Source organism: Sorangium sp. So ce124 (assembly GCF_051525235.1).
GTDB classification, from domain to species: Bacteria; Myxococcota_A; Polyangia; order Polyangiales; family Polyangiaceae; genus Sorangium; species Sorangium atrum.
The window spans coordinates 7,143,010-7,159,522 of record NZ_CP150312.1 but is presented as its reverse complement, the minus strand read 5'-3'; the positions used below and the strand labels follow the sequence as shown (position 1 = coordinate 7,159,522).

Here is a 16,513-nt window from a genome sequence, read left to right as displayed (position 1 = left end):
CGGCTCGGAGAGCTCGTCGGGATCGCCTCTCCGATCGCCTCGAATGCGCGACGTCCGTGTGGAGCTCCCGAGGTGGGGTCTTGGCCTGTTCATCGCACGACGCTTCGTCGCAGCGCATGGCGGCATGCGGAGCGCGGCGGGCGGATGCGCGACGCTCACCGTCGAATTGCCCAACGGCGGGCGTCGGGGCCAGGGCCGCCGCTTCTACGCGGGGTTCCCCTCGTCGTCCCACGTGGAGAAGCCGGGCGAGTCCGGGTGAGCGGTCCTCACCACGCAGAAGCGCTGGCCGGTCGGCGCCTCGAGCACCCACCACGTCGAGGCCTGCGTGACCCGCTTGGCGCCGAGCCGCTCGAGGCGGCGCACCTCGGCTTCGACGTCGTCGGTCTCGATGTCGAGGTGAACGCGGCTCCCGTGCTTCACGCTCTGCACCTCGACCGAAAGATCGCGCGCAGACGCGTCCAGGCGGACGTACGCCTCGCCGTCCCGGCCGCGCGATCGCATCCCGAGCGCCGCGCTCCAGAAACGCGCGGCGCTATCGAGATCGTCGGTTCGGCAGTCGATGATGAACCCGGCCAGGCGACTCTTGTGCATGCGCTCTGTTACCACGGCTACCACGGTGTGGCCGCCACGTGATGCGCCCAGGGGAGTGAGATTGCTGCCTGCGCATCAGCGGATAGGGTGCGTCGCCGTGGTCAGAGGTCCAGCGTCGGCTCCTGGAGCATCAGGCTCACGTCCGCCACGCCGGGCAACGCCTGCAGGCTCGTCACGAGGCCGGCCCGCAGGTCGGGGTGGCGAACGCGGATCTGGTAGGCGTGCTCCATGACGGTACCCTGCGCCGCCTCGCGCAGGGTGACGAGCGAGAAGGTGCCGCAGTGCTCGCGGAGGATGCCCGCGATCGCGCCGGCGATCTCCGTGCCGGCCTGGCCGGCCGGCGCCACGAACCGGAGCAGCCCGTCCGGCTGCCGGCGCGACCCGTAGCCGGTGACGTGGAGCAAGAGCGTCGCGACGCCGAACATCGCCGCCCCCGCGATCGCCGCGCCGTAGGCCCGCGCGCCGCTCGCCATGCCGATGGTGAGCGACGCGAAGACGAACACGACGTCGCGCGGATCGCGCATCGTGGTGCGGAACCGGATCGCGGAGACGCCCCCCGCGATCCCGATGCCGGCCGCGATGTTGTTGCCGACGGCGAGCATGAGCGTGCACGTGATGATGCTGCCGAGCGCCATGCTCTGGACGACCGTCCGGGAGTACGAGAGGCCGCGGAACGTGAGCATGTAGACGCCGGCGATGCCCTGCGTGAGCCCGAAGGCGACGAGCAGGGAGACGAGCGCCTCGCGCCACTCGACGGCCGCGCCGTGCGAGAGCGCCGCGAGCCAGTCCATCATTGCCACCCTGCGACCCGGGCCGACCGCGCCTCCGGCAGCGTCAGCTGCGCGGTGACGCCGTAGCAGTACTTGGAGAACGAGTGCCGGACGAGGTCGAGGCGTCGCACGAGCGCCACCATCCACGGCGGCGGCCTGCGCTCGAATTTGAGCTCGAGCACGCAGACGGGCTCGGGCGTCTGCGTCTGGACGGGGTGGTCGACCGGGCGCCACCCCCCTTCGGAGGCGTCGAGATCCATCGTTTCCCTGCGCTGACAGACGATCTTCCGGTCGAACGTCAGGCGCGCGTAGGTGTCGATGGTGCTCTCGTAGGCCTCGCGCTCGTAGTCGACGAGGAGCGCCGGCCTGAGGTCGTGGCGGTGGAACGCGCCGATGAACTTCTCCGCGGCCTTCCGCGCGCCCGGCGAGAGCCGATCGAGCGAGGGGGGGCGGCCGGGCGCGAGCAGATCGCGCCAATCGCTCGCCGGCACCGCCGCGCGCGACTTGATGATCACATCCTGGACGCGCCGCTTCACCTCCAGGAAGGCCGGGCTGGTCTTCCCAGGATAGTTGCGCACCCGCAGCTTGAAGCGGTCGCGCTGCTCGCGGGCGTTGGCCCAGTAGAGGTCGAACCCGCGCGTGTCGAGGTAGAGCGACCGGATGCGGTACACGCCGTCCGGGCCGGCGTACCGGTCAATCCGGCCGACCGAGCAGGCCGTGGCCCGGATATCCGGGACGAGGCGCTCCGGCACCAGGTACTTGAACTCGTATCGTTCGATGACGTCCAGGACTCTCGCCTCCTCGGTCGTCAAGGGCAAGAGCGCCGCGCTGCCGCGCGTCGCGAAATTGTTACGGTAGCCACGCAATAATGACACAAATTTTACCCGCGTCCGCAAGCGGAATTCATCTCTGGTCCACGAGATCTTTGTGCTTTCCCTGCAACGTGCGCGCCTGCGGCAGCGCTGCTAGGGGGAGCGCCCGCCGCGGCGCGGCGCGGCGCGGGGCCTGGCGCTGTTCCTCGCCCTGGGCTGCCAGGGGCTCGGGGGCGGTGCCGGCGGGGCGAACTTTCGGCTGCCGGGGTGACGCGGGCCGGCGCGCTCCTCGGCGCCGGCGCGTGCTCCGGCGTGGTCGCTGGTAGGGGGCCCGCGGACGTGTTGTCGCTGCCTGTCTGTGCCACGAGCGCCCGGCTCATGATCGCGTCGTCATGAGTCGATCTCGTGAGCCGTTCCTCGCGGGCGGCGAAGCCGTCGCGACGCGCCACGCTCGCGCTCCTCGACGCGCGGTGTCGGCGCGTGGTTGCTCGCCTTGTGGGCGTATCGCGCCTCCAGTACCCTCCGCGCGATGCGGAGCTCTTTTCCCTGGGGTATTGCGCTCGCAACCCTCTTCCTCGGGTGCGCCGATCTCCTCGGGATCAGGGACGTGACCCGCGACCCGGCATCGGGCGGTGGCGGTGGCGCGAGCGCCGGCAGCGGCGGCGGCGGGAGCGCCGGCAGCGGCGGCGGCGGCGGGAGCGCCGGCAGCGGCGGCGGCGGCGGGAGCGCCGGCAGCGGCGGCGGCGGAGAGCCGCATGCTCCCACGACGCCGGTCCCGAGGCTGCCGATCCAGGACAGCCCGGTCGGCTCGATGCTCGTGCCCGACACCCGGCGGCCCACCTTCGCCTGGGAGCCGTCGGTGTCGCCTGCGGGCGACCCGATCGAATACACGGTCGAGCTCGGTCAGGACCCGACGTTTGCCGCTGTGATCACCTCCGAGACGACGACGGCGACGCGCTGGCAGCCGGCCGCGGATCTCGAGGGCTCCGCGGCTCCTCCCGTGGGCGCCCGCGTCTACTGGCGGGTCCGCGCGTGCTCGGGGAGCGCCTGCTCCGCTCCCTCTGCGGTCCGGTGGATCAACGTGGGACGGGGGCACCACGATCTCAACGGCGACGCCTTCGACGACATCCTCGTGGGGGCGCTCGAGTATCAGATCCCGGAGTACATCCCTTGCGGAGCCGCCTACGTCTTCCTGGGCGGCGCGGGCGACGGCTTCGATCCGGCGCCGGATGGGACCCTCGTCGGGATCAACAACCGCACCGGCGGCGCCATCGAGGGGGCCGGCTACGGGGGCAACGTGGCGACCGCGGACCTGAACGGCGACGGCTTCGCCGAGGCGGTGGTCGCGGGCACGACCTTCGCGGACCTCAAGGGCATGGTCCGCGTGCTCCAGGGGAGCTCGAAGGAGCCCGGGACGTGGGCCGCGAGCGCGGATTTCTCCGGGAACCTCGCTGGCGATGAGCGCAGGTTCGGCAGCGCGCTGGCCTCCGGGGACATCGACGCAGACGGCTACGCCGACCTCGTGGTCGGCGCGCCGGGAGGCGGCCCCAACTTCGACGAGCCGGGCAACGCCTACGTCTATCGGGGCGGGCCAGAGGCGTTCGATACGGTCGCCGACACGATGTTCTCGGGGGTGCAGAGCGGCAGCAAGTTCGGCACCTCGGTCGCATCGGCGGACTTCAACGGCGATGGCTTCTCGGACATCGCCGTCGGGGCGCCCGGCAGCCAGCGCGTCTACATCTATTTCGGCTCGGCCGGCGCGCTCGACACAACGCCTGACGGCCTGCTGGTCGGCGAGGGCGAGGGCGAGCTCGGACGAGCGGTGGGCGCGGGCGACGTCAACGGAGACGGGTTCGCGGACTTGCTCGTGGGAGATCCGGGGAAGAGCATGGCCTTCCTGTACCTCGGCGGGCCAGGAGGGGAGTTCGACACGACCGCCGATCTGGAGCTCCACGGCGAGGCGCCGGTCGATCGCTTCGGTCAGACCGTGTCATCGAGCGGTGACCTCGACGGGGATGGCTTCGTGGAGATGGTGGTGGGCGCGCCGGAGGCCGGCCTCAACGGCAAGGCGTACGTATACCGCGGCGGCGCGGACCTCGACGGGGAGCCCGACGCCTCGATGAGCGGACAGCGCAGCGGCACACGCGAGACGAAGATCTCGCGCGCCGGCGACTTCAACCGCGACGGGCTCGGGGATCTCGTTATCGCGTTCGGGGGCGGCAAGGAAGTCCTCGTGTACCTCGGCGGCGACCTCGGCGACCGCTCGCAGGCATCTCTCGCAGGGGCGGGAGGCATGAGCAACGAGCGGTTCGGGTCCGCGGTATCGCCGTAGCGGCGCGCGCCGCGCCTGCGCTCGGCAGCGCGGTTTTTCCGACCCGCGATCGACCCGATTGACCCATTACGCGTGAATTTGTTGAAGGCCGCCTGGATCCAGGCGAGATCGTCGAGCGACCCGAATGCGTCCGGTACCCGACCTCCTCGCCATCCTCCAGCAGATCGTGCGGCGGGCCATGGCCGTTCTCCCGCACGCGCCGCGCGGCAGCCTGCTGATCCGCGAGGGCGACCGCTTCGTGGCCAGAGCGCTGGTCGGGTTCGACACGCCACCTGGGTTTTCCTCGCGCGTTCCGGTTGGCGCGGAGCTCGCCGACGGGGGGGCCGCGCTCGGCGCTGCGGCGCCTCTCGACGCCGCGCACGCGAGCCGCATCGTCGATGCGCGGGCCTGGTACCGGACGTACCTGCCTTTCGCGATCGAGGCGGGCAGCGGCGTCCCCGAAGGCGCCGGGCTCCTGGTCGCGCCCATCCAGCTCTGCGGCGAACCGGCCGGCTATCTCGCCGTCGAGCAGGCCACCATGGCGTCTCCGGGCGAGGAGCGCTGCGCCACGATCGACGTCCTGGCGGGCACGGCCGGAGACGCGCTGGAGCGGCACAGGCTCTACGACGACAAGGCGAGCGCTGCGCAGGAGATCCGCCTGTTCGAGCGGCTTCTCCACGCGGTGGGCACGACGCCCGCGCTGCACGACCTCATCGAGACCATCGCTCACGGCATCAAGAGCGTGCAGCTCGACCCGAGCTGGAACACGGTGGAGATCTGGCTGCTCGAGGAGGACCGCGTCGGGGACGGCCCCGGGCTCGCGCGAGGCGACCTCTGCGCCCGTGTCTACCGGGCTCCGGCGTCGGAGCCGACGACCTACTTCCAGAACATCCGCGCCGGCGCGGACAGCGCCGCGCGGCCCCTCGGCGTCTCCATCGACTGGCGGTCCGGCCACGGCGGCGACGGCGAGGGCTCTCAGCGCGCCCTGCTCGACGAGGCGATCAGCCGCCGCATGTCCGGCATCATCATCGCGCCCAGCAACCCCGAGAGCGCGGAGGAGGTGTTCCGGCAGGCGGCCGAGATGGACATCCCGGTCGTCGTGATCGACACGCCTCCGTTGCCGGGCAGCCGGGCGCCGCTCTACATCGGCACGGACAACGTGGCGTCGGGCAGGTTGGCGGCCGAGGTGATGAAGCGGCTGCTCCCGGGCGGCGGCGTCGTCGCGTCCCTCGGCGCCATGGGGCTCGCGCTGAACGTCCGCGAGCGCGTCGATGGCTTTTGGGAGGCGGCGCTCGGGTCGAACCTCACGGTGCTGCCGACGATCCCGTGCGACTGGGATCAGGAGGCCGGGACGAGGCTCGCCACGGTGGCGCTCGAGGGGCGGTCCGACATCGCGGGCGCCTTCGGCGCCGCCGCGGACAACGGGCCGTCCTGGGGCCGAGCGGCGCAAGCCCTCGGCCGGGCCGGAGATCTCAAGATCGTCGGCTTCGATCTCGTCGCCCGCACGGTCGCCCTGCTCCGGCAGGGGGCGATCCACGCGACGATCGTCCAGCGCGAGGACGACATGGGCTTCCGCGCCGTCGAGACGATCCACCGGATGATCACGCGCGGCGTCGGGCCGACCCTCGCCGAGCTGCCGCCTTCCCGGGTCCTCCACACCCGCGTCGATTGCGTCACCCTCGAGCAGACGCCTTGGTCCACGGCGCTGAGCGATTACCTCTCTCTCGAGGCCGCCCGCCGGGCCGCGGCCGGGAGCGGCGGGCGGATCGCGCCCGTCGCCCCTGCGATCGAGGTCATGATGATCGGGCTCTCGTCCCCGTCGAGCTCCGTCGTCGAGGGCCAGGTCTCGATCCCGACGCGCTCGCTCGTGCGCCGCGCGATCGAGTCGGGCCGCTCGGTCGTGATCGACCCCGCCGAGGGGGGAGCGGACGCCGCCCTGCCCGCCGCGCACGACGGCGCGCGCACGGCCATCGCCGTGCCGCTGCAAGGCCGCGGCAACGTCCTCGGCGCCCTCGTCCTGAGCAGCGCTCGCAGGGAGGCGTGCGGCGCGGGCGACGTGGCGTTCCTCGTCCGCGTCGCCGGCACGGTGGCGATCGGCGTCGAGAACGCCCGGCTGCTCCGCCGCATCTCCGCGCGGAGCGAGGAGCTCGAGCGCGCCAACCTGCAGCAAGCGGCGATGCTCCAGACCATCCGCGAGCTCTCGAGCCCCGTGGTGCCCATCGCGGACGGCATCCTCGTGATGCCCGTCGTGGGCGTCATGGATGCCCAGCGCTCAGGCGACTTCATCGCGTCGATGCTCCGCGAGATCAACGCGAAGCGCGCGCGCGTCGTGCTGATCGACGTCACCGGCATGGCGTTCGTCGATGCGACGGCGGCGTCCCGGCTCGTCGAGGCGGCGCAGGCTGCCGCGCTGCTCGGCGCCGAGGCGGTGCTCGTCGGCATCCGGCCGGAGGCCGCGCAGATGATGGTCCGGCAAGGCCTGGACGTCGGCGCGACGGCGACGCACGCCAACCTGGCGAGCGGCTTCCGCTATGCGCTCTCGAGGGTGCGCCGCCGCGCGGCGAAGCGCCGCTGACCGCGCGGCGGCTACTCCGCCCCGGCGGGCGGCGCCTCGATGGCGTTGCACGACCAGAGGCCGGTCGCGGCGTTGAGGTCCGGGTGGGCGTTGATGATGTCCTCGACGTTCGCGCGCGCCTCGGCGCGATCGGCGTTGTCCTCGCGCTTGTCCACGAACTGGATGTCGTGGGTGGTGACCACGTCCTGGATGCCCTCAAGGCCCTGTGTCGCGTTGTCGACCGCGAACATGCCGACGAAGACGGGCATCTTCCCGCCGTTTCGCAGGATCTTCACGATCTCGTTGCGGAGCAACGGCTATTGCGAGCAGAGCTGGGGATCCGATTTGCATTGGCACTGATTTCTACGCTCGGTGTCATTCCATTCGCAATAGCCGCACGACGCGTGCCTTTGACTCTTGCAGTACTGGTCGCACGCCGCACCCCCGAGGAAGCCGAAGTCGCAGACGTGAGGAGCCTCAGACCAGGACACTGGCCTGGCGAGGCCCTCCAGGGGCGCGTGGCTGAGGGCGCTCTGGGCCGGCGTAGTCTCTGACGGATCGCCGTCTTGTGGTGTCTCGTGATAAGGTGAGCTGTCGACGACACAACCGGCGAACCATCGCGCGCCAAGAGCGACGCATGTCCACAGCGCGGCATTCTTGAAGATGATCTTGCTCGTCATGTTTGGGCCCTGTCCTCCCCTGATGCTTCGCTGATTCCGTGTTTCCACACGAACGCCGTCATCACCTGCACGAGGTGCTTGCGCCGGCGCTGGCCGTGTCCATGCGGCGCCGTGGCCGCGCGAGGCAAGCGGGAGCGCCCTGATCGACGGCAGCGCGTTGGTGGGGGTTGACCGGCGTCGGGCCCTGACAGGTCCCGGTGGGAGACGCGCGGCGGATGTCGTGGACTGCGGGCGATGGTGACCGCGCCACCGCCGACGATGGCTCTTATCGCCTCGCGGACCCGAGGCGCGTCGCCTTGCCATGCACCTCGCGGAACACCGCGAGCTCGAAGGCCCACTCGTGGAGGCGTCCGCCGCCGATCCGGAGCCGGTCCTGGGCGCTCTCATCGGGGCCGGCGACAAAGCCGTCGAGCGATATCGAGATCTCGAAACGCAGCTTGCTCATGTCGTGCTCTCCTCGAAGCTCATGGCTGTCAGCGGCGTCCAGCCCGCCGTGCGATCACTCGGGGCACGCCGCGGCGCACCCCTCGCCGCCGCAGTCGACGCCGGCCTCGTCGCCGTTCTTCACGCCGTCGGTGCAGGTGGGCGCCTGGCAGGTGCCGCTCCAGCACACGCTGCTGAGGCAGTCCGCGCCGGTCTCGCAGCCCCCGCCCACCGGGCAGCGCGGGCACCATAGCTTGCCGCAGTCGACGCCGGCCTCGAGGCCGTTCTTTATCCCATCGCTGCACGTCGGGATCATGCAGCTCCCGTTCGTGCACACGCCGCTCTCGCAGTCCGTGGCGGCCTTGCAGCGCTCGCTCGATGGGCAGGGGCGGCACGGGCCGCCGCAATCGAATCCGGTCTCTCCGAGCCCAGGGTCGCTCACGCCGTTCTCGCAGTGCGATGGTACACACCACACGCCGTAGCACACGAGCCCCGCAGGGCACTGCAGTGTTGGGTCTTCGGAGACACACTGCACGCAGACGCCTTCATGGCATCGGCCGGAGCCCGAGGCGGGACATACGACGCCATCCAAGATGAGATGTCGCGGCCCGTCGAGCTCGCAGACGTCGAGGGTGCACTGGTTGCCGTCGTCGTAGGCGTCGACGGCCGCCATGCTCACCACGCGGCCGTCGGCCGTGCACTCTTCGACCTTGCAGTCGCCGCGGAGCTGCGAGGCGATCGGCCCTCGTTCGATCTCCACGACGCAGGCGCCGTCCACGCACCTCCCCACACCGCACCGCGGGTCCGGCGGGCCGGGGCACTCCGCGTCGCCCTCGCAGCCACCGGGCGGAACCGACACCCCCGAGCACTCCTCCGTGCCCTCGGCGCACTCGTCGCAGGTCCGGCACTCCTCGAAGCAGTTCGGCGTGTCATCACCGCGCGCGCAGCAGATGACCTTCCCCGGCTCGCCACACTCGCAGTGCTCAGCGATGCAGATCGTGCCCGGCACGTTCTGCTGGTCCGATTGGCAGTGGTCCGTTGTCGCGCACCTTCCACCCACGTAGGGCCCATCGCCGCACGCAAAGAAGGTCGCCGAGATGATCAGAAAGAGGAGAGCAGCAGCACAACGCGCGATGGGTTTACCCATGCGTCCAGTCCTCCGGCACGAGGCTGTGGCGCCGGCACCCAGGCGGCCCCAATCCGCCGGGGTGTCGTCTGCCAGGTCGTCTCGGGGCGCAGTATGCCGCGGTCAGGCGGCCGCCGTCACGCAAGTTTTCGCAAGAGCGCGCAGCGTGCGAAGCGGCCTTCGATCAGCGCAGGCGCAAGGTCGAAGCGCACATCAAAACGTGCTCGTCAACGTAAGCCCCTTGGCCGACACCGTGATCTCTGCCTGTTCGCGCGGATAGAACGTGTAGCCGAGCGTGGCGGCCAGGACGGCCCCTCCCGCGATGAGGCCGGCGATGCCCACGCCCCGGTAGGTGATCGCGTCGTCGTAGGCCGACGCCGACTGCTGGCAGATCGGCTGGGTCAGCCGGAAGCAACGGTTCGGCCCTGCGGAGAGCGCGGCGGTGTCGCCCGCCTCGTCCTTCTTCCCGGCGCCGACGAGCATCACGCCGCCGATCGCCGCCAGCGTGGCGGAGAGCCCGAAGCCGCCGGCGACGAGCTCCGGCCGCGGCCCGGGCCGGGGAGGCGGGGGGGCGAGCGGGGAGGCGCGGGGGCCGGGAGGCGGCGCTGTCGCGTCCGCGGGCGCGGCCGGCAGGCCCGGGAGCGGCGCAGGGACGCCGGCGGGCCGGGCAGTGAAGGTGAGCACGACTTCCCGCGCCTCGCCGCGCGGCACGTCGATCTCGGTCGTCGCGACGTCGCCGTCCAGCATGGCGCGCACCACGTGGTGGCCGGGGGCGACGGGGACGGGCTTGCCGTCCTCGATCTCGGCGGGCGCGCCGTCGATCGTGATCTTCGAGCCCGCGGGGGCGACCACGTGGAGCTCGCCGGCGAGCTGCCGCGCGCGGGCCAGGTCGCTGAGCCGCGACGCGACGAGCGCGCGCTCCGCGGGCGTCCTTGGCGCGCGCATGATCTCCTGGCAGAGCGACAGCCAGCGCACGGCGGCCGGCGCGTCGCCGAGCCGGAGCGACAGCGCCCCGATGTTGCACGCGGCGACCTGGACGCGCTCCAGCCGCCAGACCGCCATCCACAGGTCGCGCGAGTCGGCGAGCCGATCCTCGCGAGCGGCCGCGTTCGCCTGCGCCATGAGCCGGGCGACCGCCTCCGGCGGGGCCTCGGCGCGACCCTCCGCCGCGCCGGCCAGCAGGGCGATGCACAGCGGGAGCGCGGCGACGCGGCGTGTGTTCCTTGGCACGGGGGCGGTTCTCCTCGGATTTGTCATGGAGGCTGTCAAGAGCGGAATCAACATCCCGAGAACGCGTCTCGGAACCGGCGCCGTCGCAGCCCTCCTGGAGCCGAGGCGGCCACGCCGTCCCGATCGCGTCGAGCGCCGGCCGGGCGCTGGAAACGTTATGCGGATCTGGCAGACGCCGGGTATCCCTGACTACCGCCCTTTCATCGCTCCCGCGTTCACCCCACCGCCGGCCCGGCCTTCCGCTGCGCGCTGTCGCAGACCCACCGGACCACCCCAGGAATGACCCCCTGCGCGATCGCGCTCACCCGCGAGCCCACGTCGGGGTAGATCTCGAACCGCCCGCGCGCCATGCCGTCGGCCATGCTGCGCGCCACGGCGTCCGGCTCGAGCGTCTTCACGTTGCCCGCGATGGCCTTCGTCTCGGCCGGCTTGTACTGGTTCTCGAACGCCAGCTGCGGTGTGTCGGTGTCGGGCGGCATGCACACGCTCACCCGCACGCCGTGCGGCCACATCTCCGCGCGCAGCGCCTGCGAGAAGCCGATCAGCGCGAACTTGCTCGCCGCGTACGGCGTGTAACCGTAGATGCCGATCACGCCCGCGAGCGAAGAGACGTTGAGCACATGGCCGCTGCCGCGCGCCGCCATCGCCGGGAGCACCGCCTTGCACAGGTGCACGGCGCCAAAGAAGTTCACGTCCATCATGCTCCGGAACTGATCCACCGGCAGCTCGAGGAAGCGCCCCGGCATCACCACGCCCGCGTTGTTCACGAGGTGATCGATCGGCCGCTCGGCGAGCCGCGACTCCATCGCCCGCGCGACATCGTCCGGCCGGCTGACGTCCAGCTCCAGGACGTCGACCCGCGCGGACGGGTGCTCGCGCCGGATGCCCACGGCGGCCTCGTCGAGGAGGGCCCGGCGGCGCGCCACAAGCGTCACCGCGGCGCCGTACCCCGCGACGAGCCTCGCGAACGACAGCCCGATGCCGCTCGAACCGCCGGTGATGAGAACGCTCTTGCCCTGGAAATAAGTTCGGGTGTCCATCGGCGGCCGAAGCTACCCCAGGACCGCCCGAGGCGCGAGGCGCTCGTGCAGGCCCGCGGCGCCGCCCCTCAGCGGTCGCGCCGCCGCTTCTTCAGCGCGTCCTTCAGCAGGCTGCCCGCGGCGGAGCCGAGCGTCTCGACCGCGATCATCGCGGCCGCCGCCGACACCGCCTCGACCGCCTTCCGGAGCGCACGGCGGGTCTTCTTCTTCATCGGCTTCATGACGGCTGCGCCAGCTCCACGTCGGGGTGAGCTCTCCCCGATACGCCATTGGCCAGCTTCAAGCCGCCCAGCGCGCTCGCCCACGCCCTCACCTTCCGGCTCACGGCGGTCCTCGCGTTGCTCAGATAGTTTCTCGCCTCACCGCTGTACAGGCCGGCCGCGAACACCGCTGCGACGCTCGTCGCCGCGGCCACCGGCCGGAGGGCCCTCCGGCCGAGCTTGCTGAGCTTCCTCTTTTGCTTCTTGGAGAGCTTCATCTTCATGATCCCATCAGCCCAGCAGGGGTCGTGCCATGGCGTCCGCCGAGCTGCGGTGACGAGCGCAATGCGCCCCCGTGACTCGCGCCCCGGAGACAGGACAGGACGTTTTGCCTCGGTGGGGTGAAATGCGCCTCCCCACACCGGCGCTCAGGCGCGCAAGCGCGCTCGGGGCGCAAGCCCCCATCCAGGGAGATCAGGTCTTTCTGTTTCCCACGCTACCCGACGCCGACCGGTGCTTCCGCTGCGCCGGCGTGGCATCACGGCTGCCCTCCGCGCGGGGCATACAGGGGTACGCCGCCCGCGCCACGATGAGTGATGTTGGGTAGCTCACAACCTGGAGGGGCTCGCAGCCGCCGGCGAACCGCCGCGCCCGGCCGCTGCGGGCGGAGTCGCTGGCGATCGGAGCCGAGTTCGTTTACTCCGTTGTAAGCAGGCTCATGCGAGGTCTCAGGTAAGGCGGGGACGAGATGCGCGTGGGAGACGTCATCGACCGTCGCTTCCTGATCGAGCGCCTCGCCAGCTCGGGCGGGATGGGGGACGTCTACCGCGCCTGCGATCTGGTCACGAACGAGCCGGTGGCGCTGAAGGTCCTGCAGCGGCGAGGGCTCCAGGAGGCGATCCGGTTCGCGCGCGAGGTCGAGGCGCTCGAGGCGCTCACCGCGCTGCGGCACCCGGGCATCGTGCGGTACATCGCGCACGGCGCGACCGACGCCGGGCAGCCCTACCTCGCGATGGAGTGGCTCGCCGGCGAGACGCTGACCGAGCGGCTCAACCGCAGGTCGCTCACGATCGCCGAGAGCGTCGCGCTCGCGTCGCGCATCGCGTCGACGCTCGGCGTCGTGCACCGCGCCGGCATCGTCCACCGCGACCTCAAGCCGAGCAACCTGCTCCTCGTGGGCGGCGCGATCGAGGGGGTCACGCTCATCGACTTCGGCGTGGTGCGCCTCGGCGCCATGGACCGGCACCTCACCATGCCCGGCACGATGCTCGGCACCCCGGGCTACATGGCGCCTGAGCAGGCCCGCAGCGAGCCGAACATCGACCCCCGCGCCGACGTCTTCTCGCTCGGCTGCGTGCTCTTCAAGTGCCTCACCGGGCGCTCGGCGTTCCAGGGCGCGGACGGGCTCTCGGTGCTCATCAAGGTCATCCTCGAGGATCCGCCGCGGCTCCGGGAGCTGCGCGGGGACGTGCCCGAGGCGCTCGACGACCTCGTCGCGCGCATGCTCGCGAAGCCGCCGAAGGACCGGCCCCGCGACGGCGACGCGGTGGCGGCGGAGCTCCTCGCGCTCGACGACGCGGGCGTCGGCGCCGCGAGCAGCCGCCCGTCGAACACGCTGCGCGGGGGCGAGATCACCACGAACGAGCGCAAGATGATGTGCCTCGTGCTCGCGCGCGACGCGAGCGGCGACGCCGAGGCGACGCGCTCCCAGGAGGAGGACCTGGAGCGCAGCAAGGCGCTCATCGCCGTCGCCGAGCGCTACCAGGGCGAGCTCGAGATCCTGGAGTCCCGCTCGCCGCTCATCGTGCTCACCGCGGGCGGCGCCCCGACCGACCTCGCGGCGCAATCCGCCCGCTGCGCGCTCGCGCTGAACGCGCTGCTCGGCAGCGTGCCGGTCGCGCTCGTCACGGGCCGCGCCGAGATGTCCGCGCGCCTGCCGGTCGGCGAGCTCATCGACCGCGCGGTCCACCTGCTGCCGCCCGCGCACGCGCCGGCCGGCGCGGACGCCGTCCGCATGGACGAGGTGACCGCGGGGCTGCTCGGCGCCCGGTTCGACGTGACCCGCGAGGCGGGCGCCCTCCGCCTGCACGGCGAGCGCGAGGAGCTCGCCTCCACGCCGCCCCTGCTCGGCAAGCCGACGCCGTGCGTCGGGCGCGACCGCGAGCTCGCGCTGCTGGAGGCGGCGTTCTCGCACTGCGTCGAGGAGTCGACGCCGAGCGCCGTGCTCGTGACGGCGCCCGCGGGCGCGGGCAAATCCCGCCTGCGCTCCGAGCTGATCCGGCGGCTCCGCGACCGCGGCGAGGACCTGGAGGTGTGGATCGGGCGCGGCGACCCGATGAGCGCCGGCTCGGCCTTCGCGCTGCTCGCCCCGGCGCTGCGGCGCGCGATCGGTCTCTTCGAGGGCGAGCCCATCGAGGCGCGGCAGCGCAAGCTCCGCGCGCGCGTCGCGCGGTACGGCCACGCCGAATCGGCGCGCACGGCGGCGTTCCTCGGGGAGCTCATCGGCGTGCCGTTCCCCGACGGCGACAGCGTGCAGCTGATGGCGGCGCGGCGCAGCCCCGTGCTGATGAGCGACCAGATCCGCGTCGCCTGGGAGGAGCTCCTCAGGGCCGAGTGCTCGGCGAGGCCCGTGCTCCTCGTGCTGGAGGACCTGCACTGGGGCGATCTGCCGAGCGTGCTGCTCGTCGACTCGGCGCTCCGCAACCTCGGCGATCAGCGGCTGATGGTGCTCGCGCTGGGCCGGCCGGAGGTGCGGGAGCTCTTCCCGAAGCTCTGGGCGGGGCGCGGCGTCCACGAGGTGCAGCTGTCGGGGCTGCCGCGCCGCGCGAGCGAGCGGCTTGTGCGCCAGGTGCTCGGCGAGGACGTCGCGCCGGAGCTCCTCGCGATGATCGTCGACCGCGCCGACGGCAACGCGTTCTACCTGGAGGAGCAGCTCCGCGCGGTGGCCGACGGCAAGGGCGCCGACCTGCCGGAGACGGTGGTGGCGATGGTGCAGGCGCGCATCGAGGCGCTCGACATCGAGGCGCGGCGCGCGCTGCGGGCGGCGAGCGTCTTCGGGCAGACGTTCTGGCAGGGCGGGGTGTCGGCGCTCGTGGGCGGGGCGCAGGTCGCGCCGAAGCTTGTCGAGCTGGAGCAGCGCGAGGTGATCTCCCGGCGCGGCGAGGGAAGCCTCCCCGGCGAGGTGGAGTACAGCTTCCAGCACGCGATCGTGCGGGAGGCGGCGTACGGGATGCTGACGGAGGGCGACCGGCGGCTCGGGCACCGGCTCGCCGGCGAGTGGCTGTCGCGCGCGGGCGCGGGCGCTGTGGACGCGATGGCGCTCGGCGAGCACTTCGAGCGCGGCGGCGAGCTCTCGCGCGCCGCCGCCGCGTACTGCCGCGCGGCGGAGCAGGCGCTGCGGGCGCAGGACCTCGCCGCCGCGATCGAGCGCGCCGAGCGCGGCGTCGCGTGCGGCCCGAACGCGCAGGCGCTCGGCGCGCTTCGCCTCGTGGAGGCCGAGGCGCACGTCTGGCGCGGGGAGCTCGCGCTCGCGGAGCAGCGCGGGACCGAGGCCGTGGACCGGCTGCCCGCCGGCTCCGCGGCGTGGTTCTCGGCGATCAAGCAGGTCGCCATGGCCGCGGGCAAGCTGGGCGGCTTCGAGCGTGTGGAGCGCTGGATGAGCGCGGCGCAGGCCGCCGCGGCGGACGCGGAGGGGGCGCTCGTGGCGAAGCACATGTGCCTCGGCGAGGGCGCGCTGCTGCTCGTATTCGGGGGGCGCTACGCGTTCGCGGACGCGCTGATCGAGGCGATCGAGGGCGACGGGACGGACCTCGCGGAGCGGGAGGTCGAGGTGGTGGCGCGGCTGCACGCGGCGCGGTCGGCCCGGGCGCTCGGGAACGGCGATCCAAGCGCGTGCCTCGCGGGGCTGTCCGCGGCGCTCGCGGCGTTCGAGCGCGCGGGCGACCGCGGCAACGCCTGCGCGTTCCGCATGAACGTCGGGTACATGCACGCGGAGCTCGGGGATTTCGCGGGCGCGGAGGAGGTGCTGCGCAGCGCGCTCTCGGGCGCGGAGCGGATGGGGCTGCACGATCTCGCGGTGGCGACGCTCAGCAACCTGGGGCACGTCCTCGGCTACCGGGGGCGGATCGAGGAGGCGGAGCGGACCGAGCGCGAGGCGATCGCGCTGTCGCAGCGGCTCGGGGATCCGCGCACGGAGGGGAGCGCGCGGACGTACCTCGCGCGGATCGCGCTGCTCGCGCGGGACTTCGAGGGGGCGGAGCAGGAGGCGAGGGCGGCGGCGGAGATCCTGCAGAGCGCGCCGCCGCTGCGCGCGGCGGCGCTTGCGGCGAGGGCGAGGGCGCTGCTCGGGCTGGGGAGGTTCGACGAGGCGCTGTCGGCGGCGGGGGAGGCGTTCTCGATGCTGAACGCGATCGGGGCGATCGAGGAGGGGGAGTCCGCGGTGAGGAACGTCTACGCGGAGGCGCTGGCGGCGAACGGGATGGAGGCGGACTGCGCGGCGGCGATCGCGGCGGCGAGGGAGAGGTTGATGGAGAGGGCGGGGAAGATCAGCGATCCGGTGTGGAGGGAGCGGTTCCTCACGATACCGGAGAACCAGCGGACGCTGGAGATGGCGGCGAGGTGGGGAGGGCCCTCGGCGTGAAGCAAGCTCGTTCGGTCACAACGCCTCCTCCCCACCATCGGTCACCAACGTAAACGTTTACGTAGTCGTCATCGTGGTCGTGGTCGTGGTCGTGGTCGTGGTCGTTCACGGCCTATCGTTGACGACCACGACCACGT

13 protein-coding genes are annotated in these 16,513 nt (G+C 72.3%); 3 read left to right on the top strand and 10 right to left on the bottom strand.

What is annotated here, in order from left to right:
* Positions 1–204: 204 nt before the first annotated feature.
* The 3 genes from WMF19_RS26725 to WMF19_RS26715 all read right to left on the bottom strand — a co-directional run bounded on the left by WMF19_RS26725 (position 205) and on the right by WMF19_RS26715 (position 2,227).
* Complete coding sequence (locus tag WMF19_RS26725) at positions 205–591, bottom strand: VOC family protein (protein WP_437892946.1); 387 nt, start codon at positions 589–591, stop codon at positions 205–207.
* A 101-nt stretch (positions 592–692) separates the two neighbouring features.
* Positions 693–1,385 carry a DUF4956 domain-containing protein gene (locus WMF19_RS26720; RefSeq protein WP_437892945.1) on the bottom strand — a complete coding sequence of 231 codons (693 nt, stop codon included), beginning with the start codon at positions 1,383–1,385 and terminating at the stop codon, positions 693–695.
* The gene (locus WMF19_RS26715) at positions 1,382–2,227 is read right to left on the bottom strand and encodes a polyphosphate polymerase domain-containing protein (RefSeq protein WP_276596518.1); all 846 of its coding nucleotides are present in this window, start codon (positions 2,225–2,227) and stop codon (positions 1,382–1,384) included. The genes WMF19_RS26720 and WMF19_RS26715 overlap by 4 nt, the downstream gene beginning before the upstream one ends.
* A 475-nt stretch (positions 2,228–2,702) precedes the next feature.
* Between WMF19_RS26715 and WMF19_RS26710 the strand changes: the two genes are divergently transcribed.
* Both WMF19_RS26710 and WMF19_RS26705 read left to right on the top strand, forming a co-directional pair.
* Positions 2,703–4,505, top strand: coding sequence for an FG-GAP-like repeat-containing protein (locus tag WMF19_RS26710; protein ID WP_437892944.1), 1,803 nt, complete (start codon positions 2,703–2,705; stop codon positions 4,503–4,505).
* Positions 4,506–4,629: 124 nt separating this feature from the next.
* On the top strand, positions 4,630–7,059 hold the full coding sequence (locus WMF19_RS26705) for a substrate-binding domain-containing protein (protein ID WP_437892943.1): 2,430 nt from the start codon (positions 4,630–4,632) through the stop codon (positions 7,057–7,059).
* Positions 7,060–7,070: 11 nt separating this feature from the next.
* Here the strand turns inward: WMF19_RS26705 and WMF19_RS26700 are convergent, their stop codons facing one another.
* The 7 genes from WMF19_RS26700 to WMF19_RS26670 all read right to left on the bottom strand — a co-directional run bounded on the left by WMF19_RS26700 (position 7,071) and on the right by WMF19_RS26670 (position 12,021).
* Complete coding sequence (locus WMF19_RS26700) at positions 7,071–7,334, bottom strand: hypothetical protein (protein WP_437892942.1); 264 nt, start codon at positions 7,332–7,334, stop codon at positions 7,071–7,073.
* Positions 7,335–7,983: 649 nt separating this feature from the next.
* Complete coding sequence (locus tag WMF19_RS26695) at positions 7,984–8,163, bottom strand: hypothetical protein (RefSeq protein ID WP_437892941.1); 180 nt, start codon at positions 8,161–8,163, stop codon at positions 7,984–7,986.
* Between the two features lie 54 nt (positions 8,164–8,217).
* The gene (locus WMF19_RS26690) at positions 8,218–9,288 is read right to left on the bottom strand and encodes a hypothetical protein (protein ID WP_437892940.1); all 1,071 of its coding nucleotides are present in this window, start codon (positions 9,286–9,288) and stop codon (positions 8,218–8,220) included.
* Between the two features lie 192 nt (positions 9,289–9,480).
* Positions 9,481–10,497 (bottom strand): hypothetical protein, encoded by a 1,017-nt coding sequence (locus WMF19_RS26685; protein ID WP_437892939.1) that lies wholly within the window; start codon positions 10,495–10,497, stop codon positions 9,481–9,483.
* Between the two features lie 215 nt (positions 10,498–10,712).
* The gene (locus tag WMF19_RS26680) at positions 10,713–11,537 is read right to left on the bottom strand and encodes an SDR family oxidoreductase (RefSeq protein WP_272093576.1); all 825 of its coding nucleotides are present in this window, start codon (positions 11,535–11,537) and stop codon (positions 10,713–10,715) included.
* Positions 11,538–11,605: 68 nt separating this feature from the next.
* A complete protein-coding gene (locus tag WMF19_RS26675) occupies positions 11,606–11,758 on the bottom strand; it encodes a hypothetical protein (RefSeq protein ID WP_437322708.1) in 153 nt (50 codons plus the stop codon).
* The gene (locus WMF19_RS26670) at positions 11,755–12,021 is read right to left on the bottom strand and encodes a hypothetical protein (protein ID WP_437892938.1); all 267 of its coding nucleotides are present in this window, start codon (positions 12,019–12,021) and stop codon (positions 11,755–11,757) included. The genes WMF19_RS26675 and WMF19_RS26670 overlap by 4 nt, the downstream gene beginning before the upstream one ends.
* A gap of 464 nt (positions 12,022–12,485) precedes the next feature.
* Between WMF19_RS26670 and WMF19_RS26665 the strand changes: the two genes are divergently transcribed.
* Positions 12,486–16,376 (top strand): protein kinase domain-containing protein, encoded by a 3,891-nt coding sequence (locus WMF19_RS26665; RefSeq protein WP_437892937.1) that lies wholly within the window; start codon positions 12,486–12,488, stop codon positions 16,374–16,376.
* Positions 16,377–16,513: the final 137 nt, after the last annotated feature.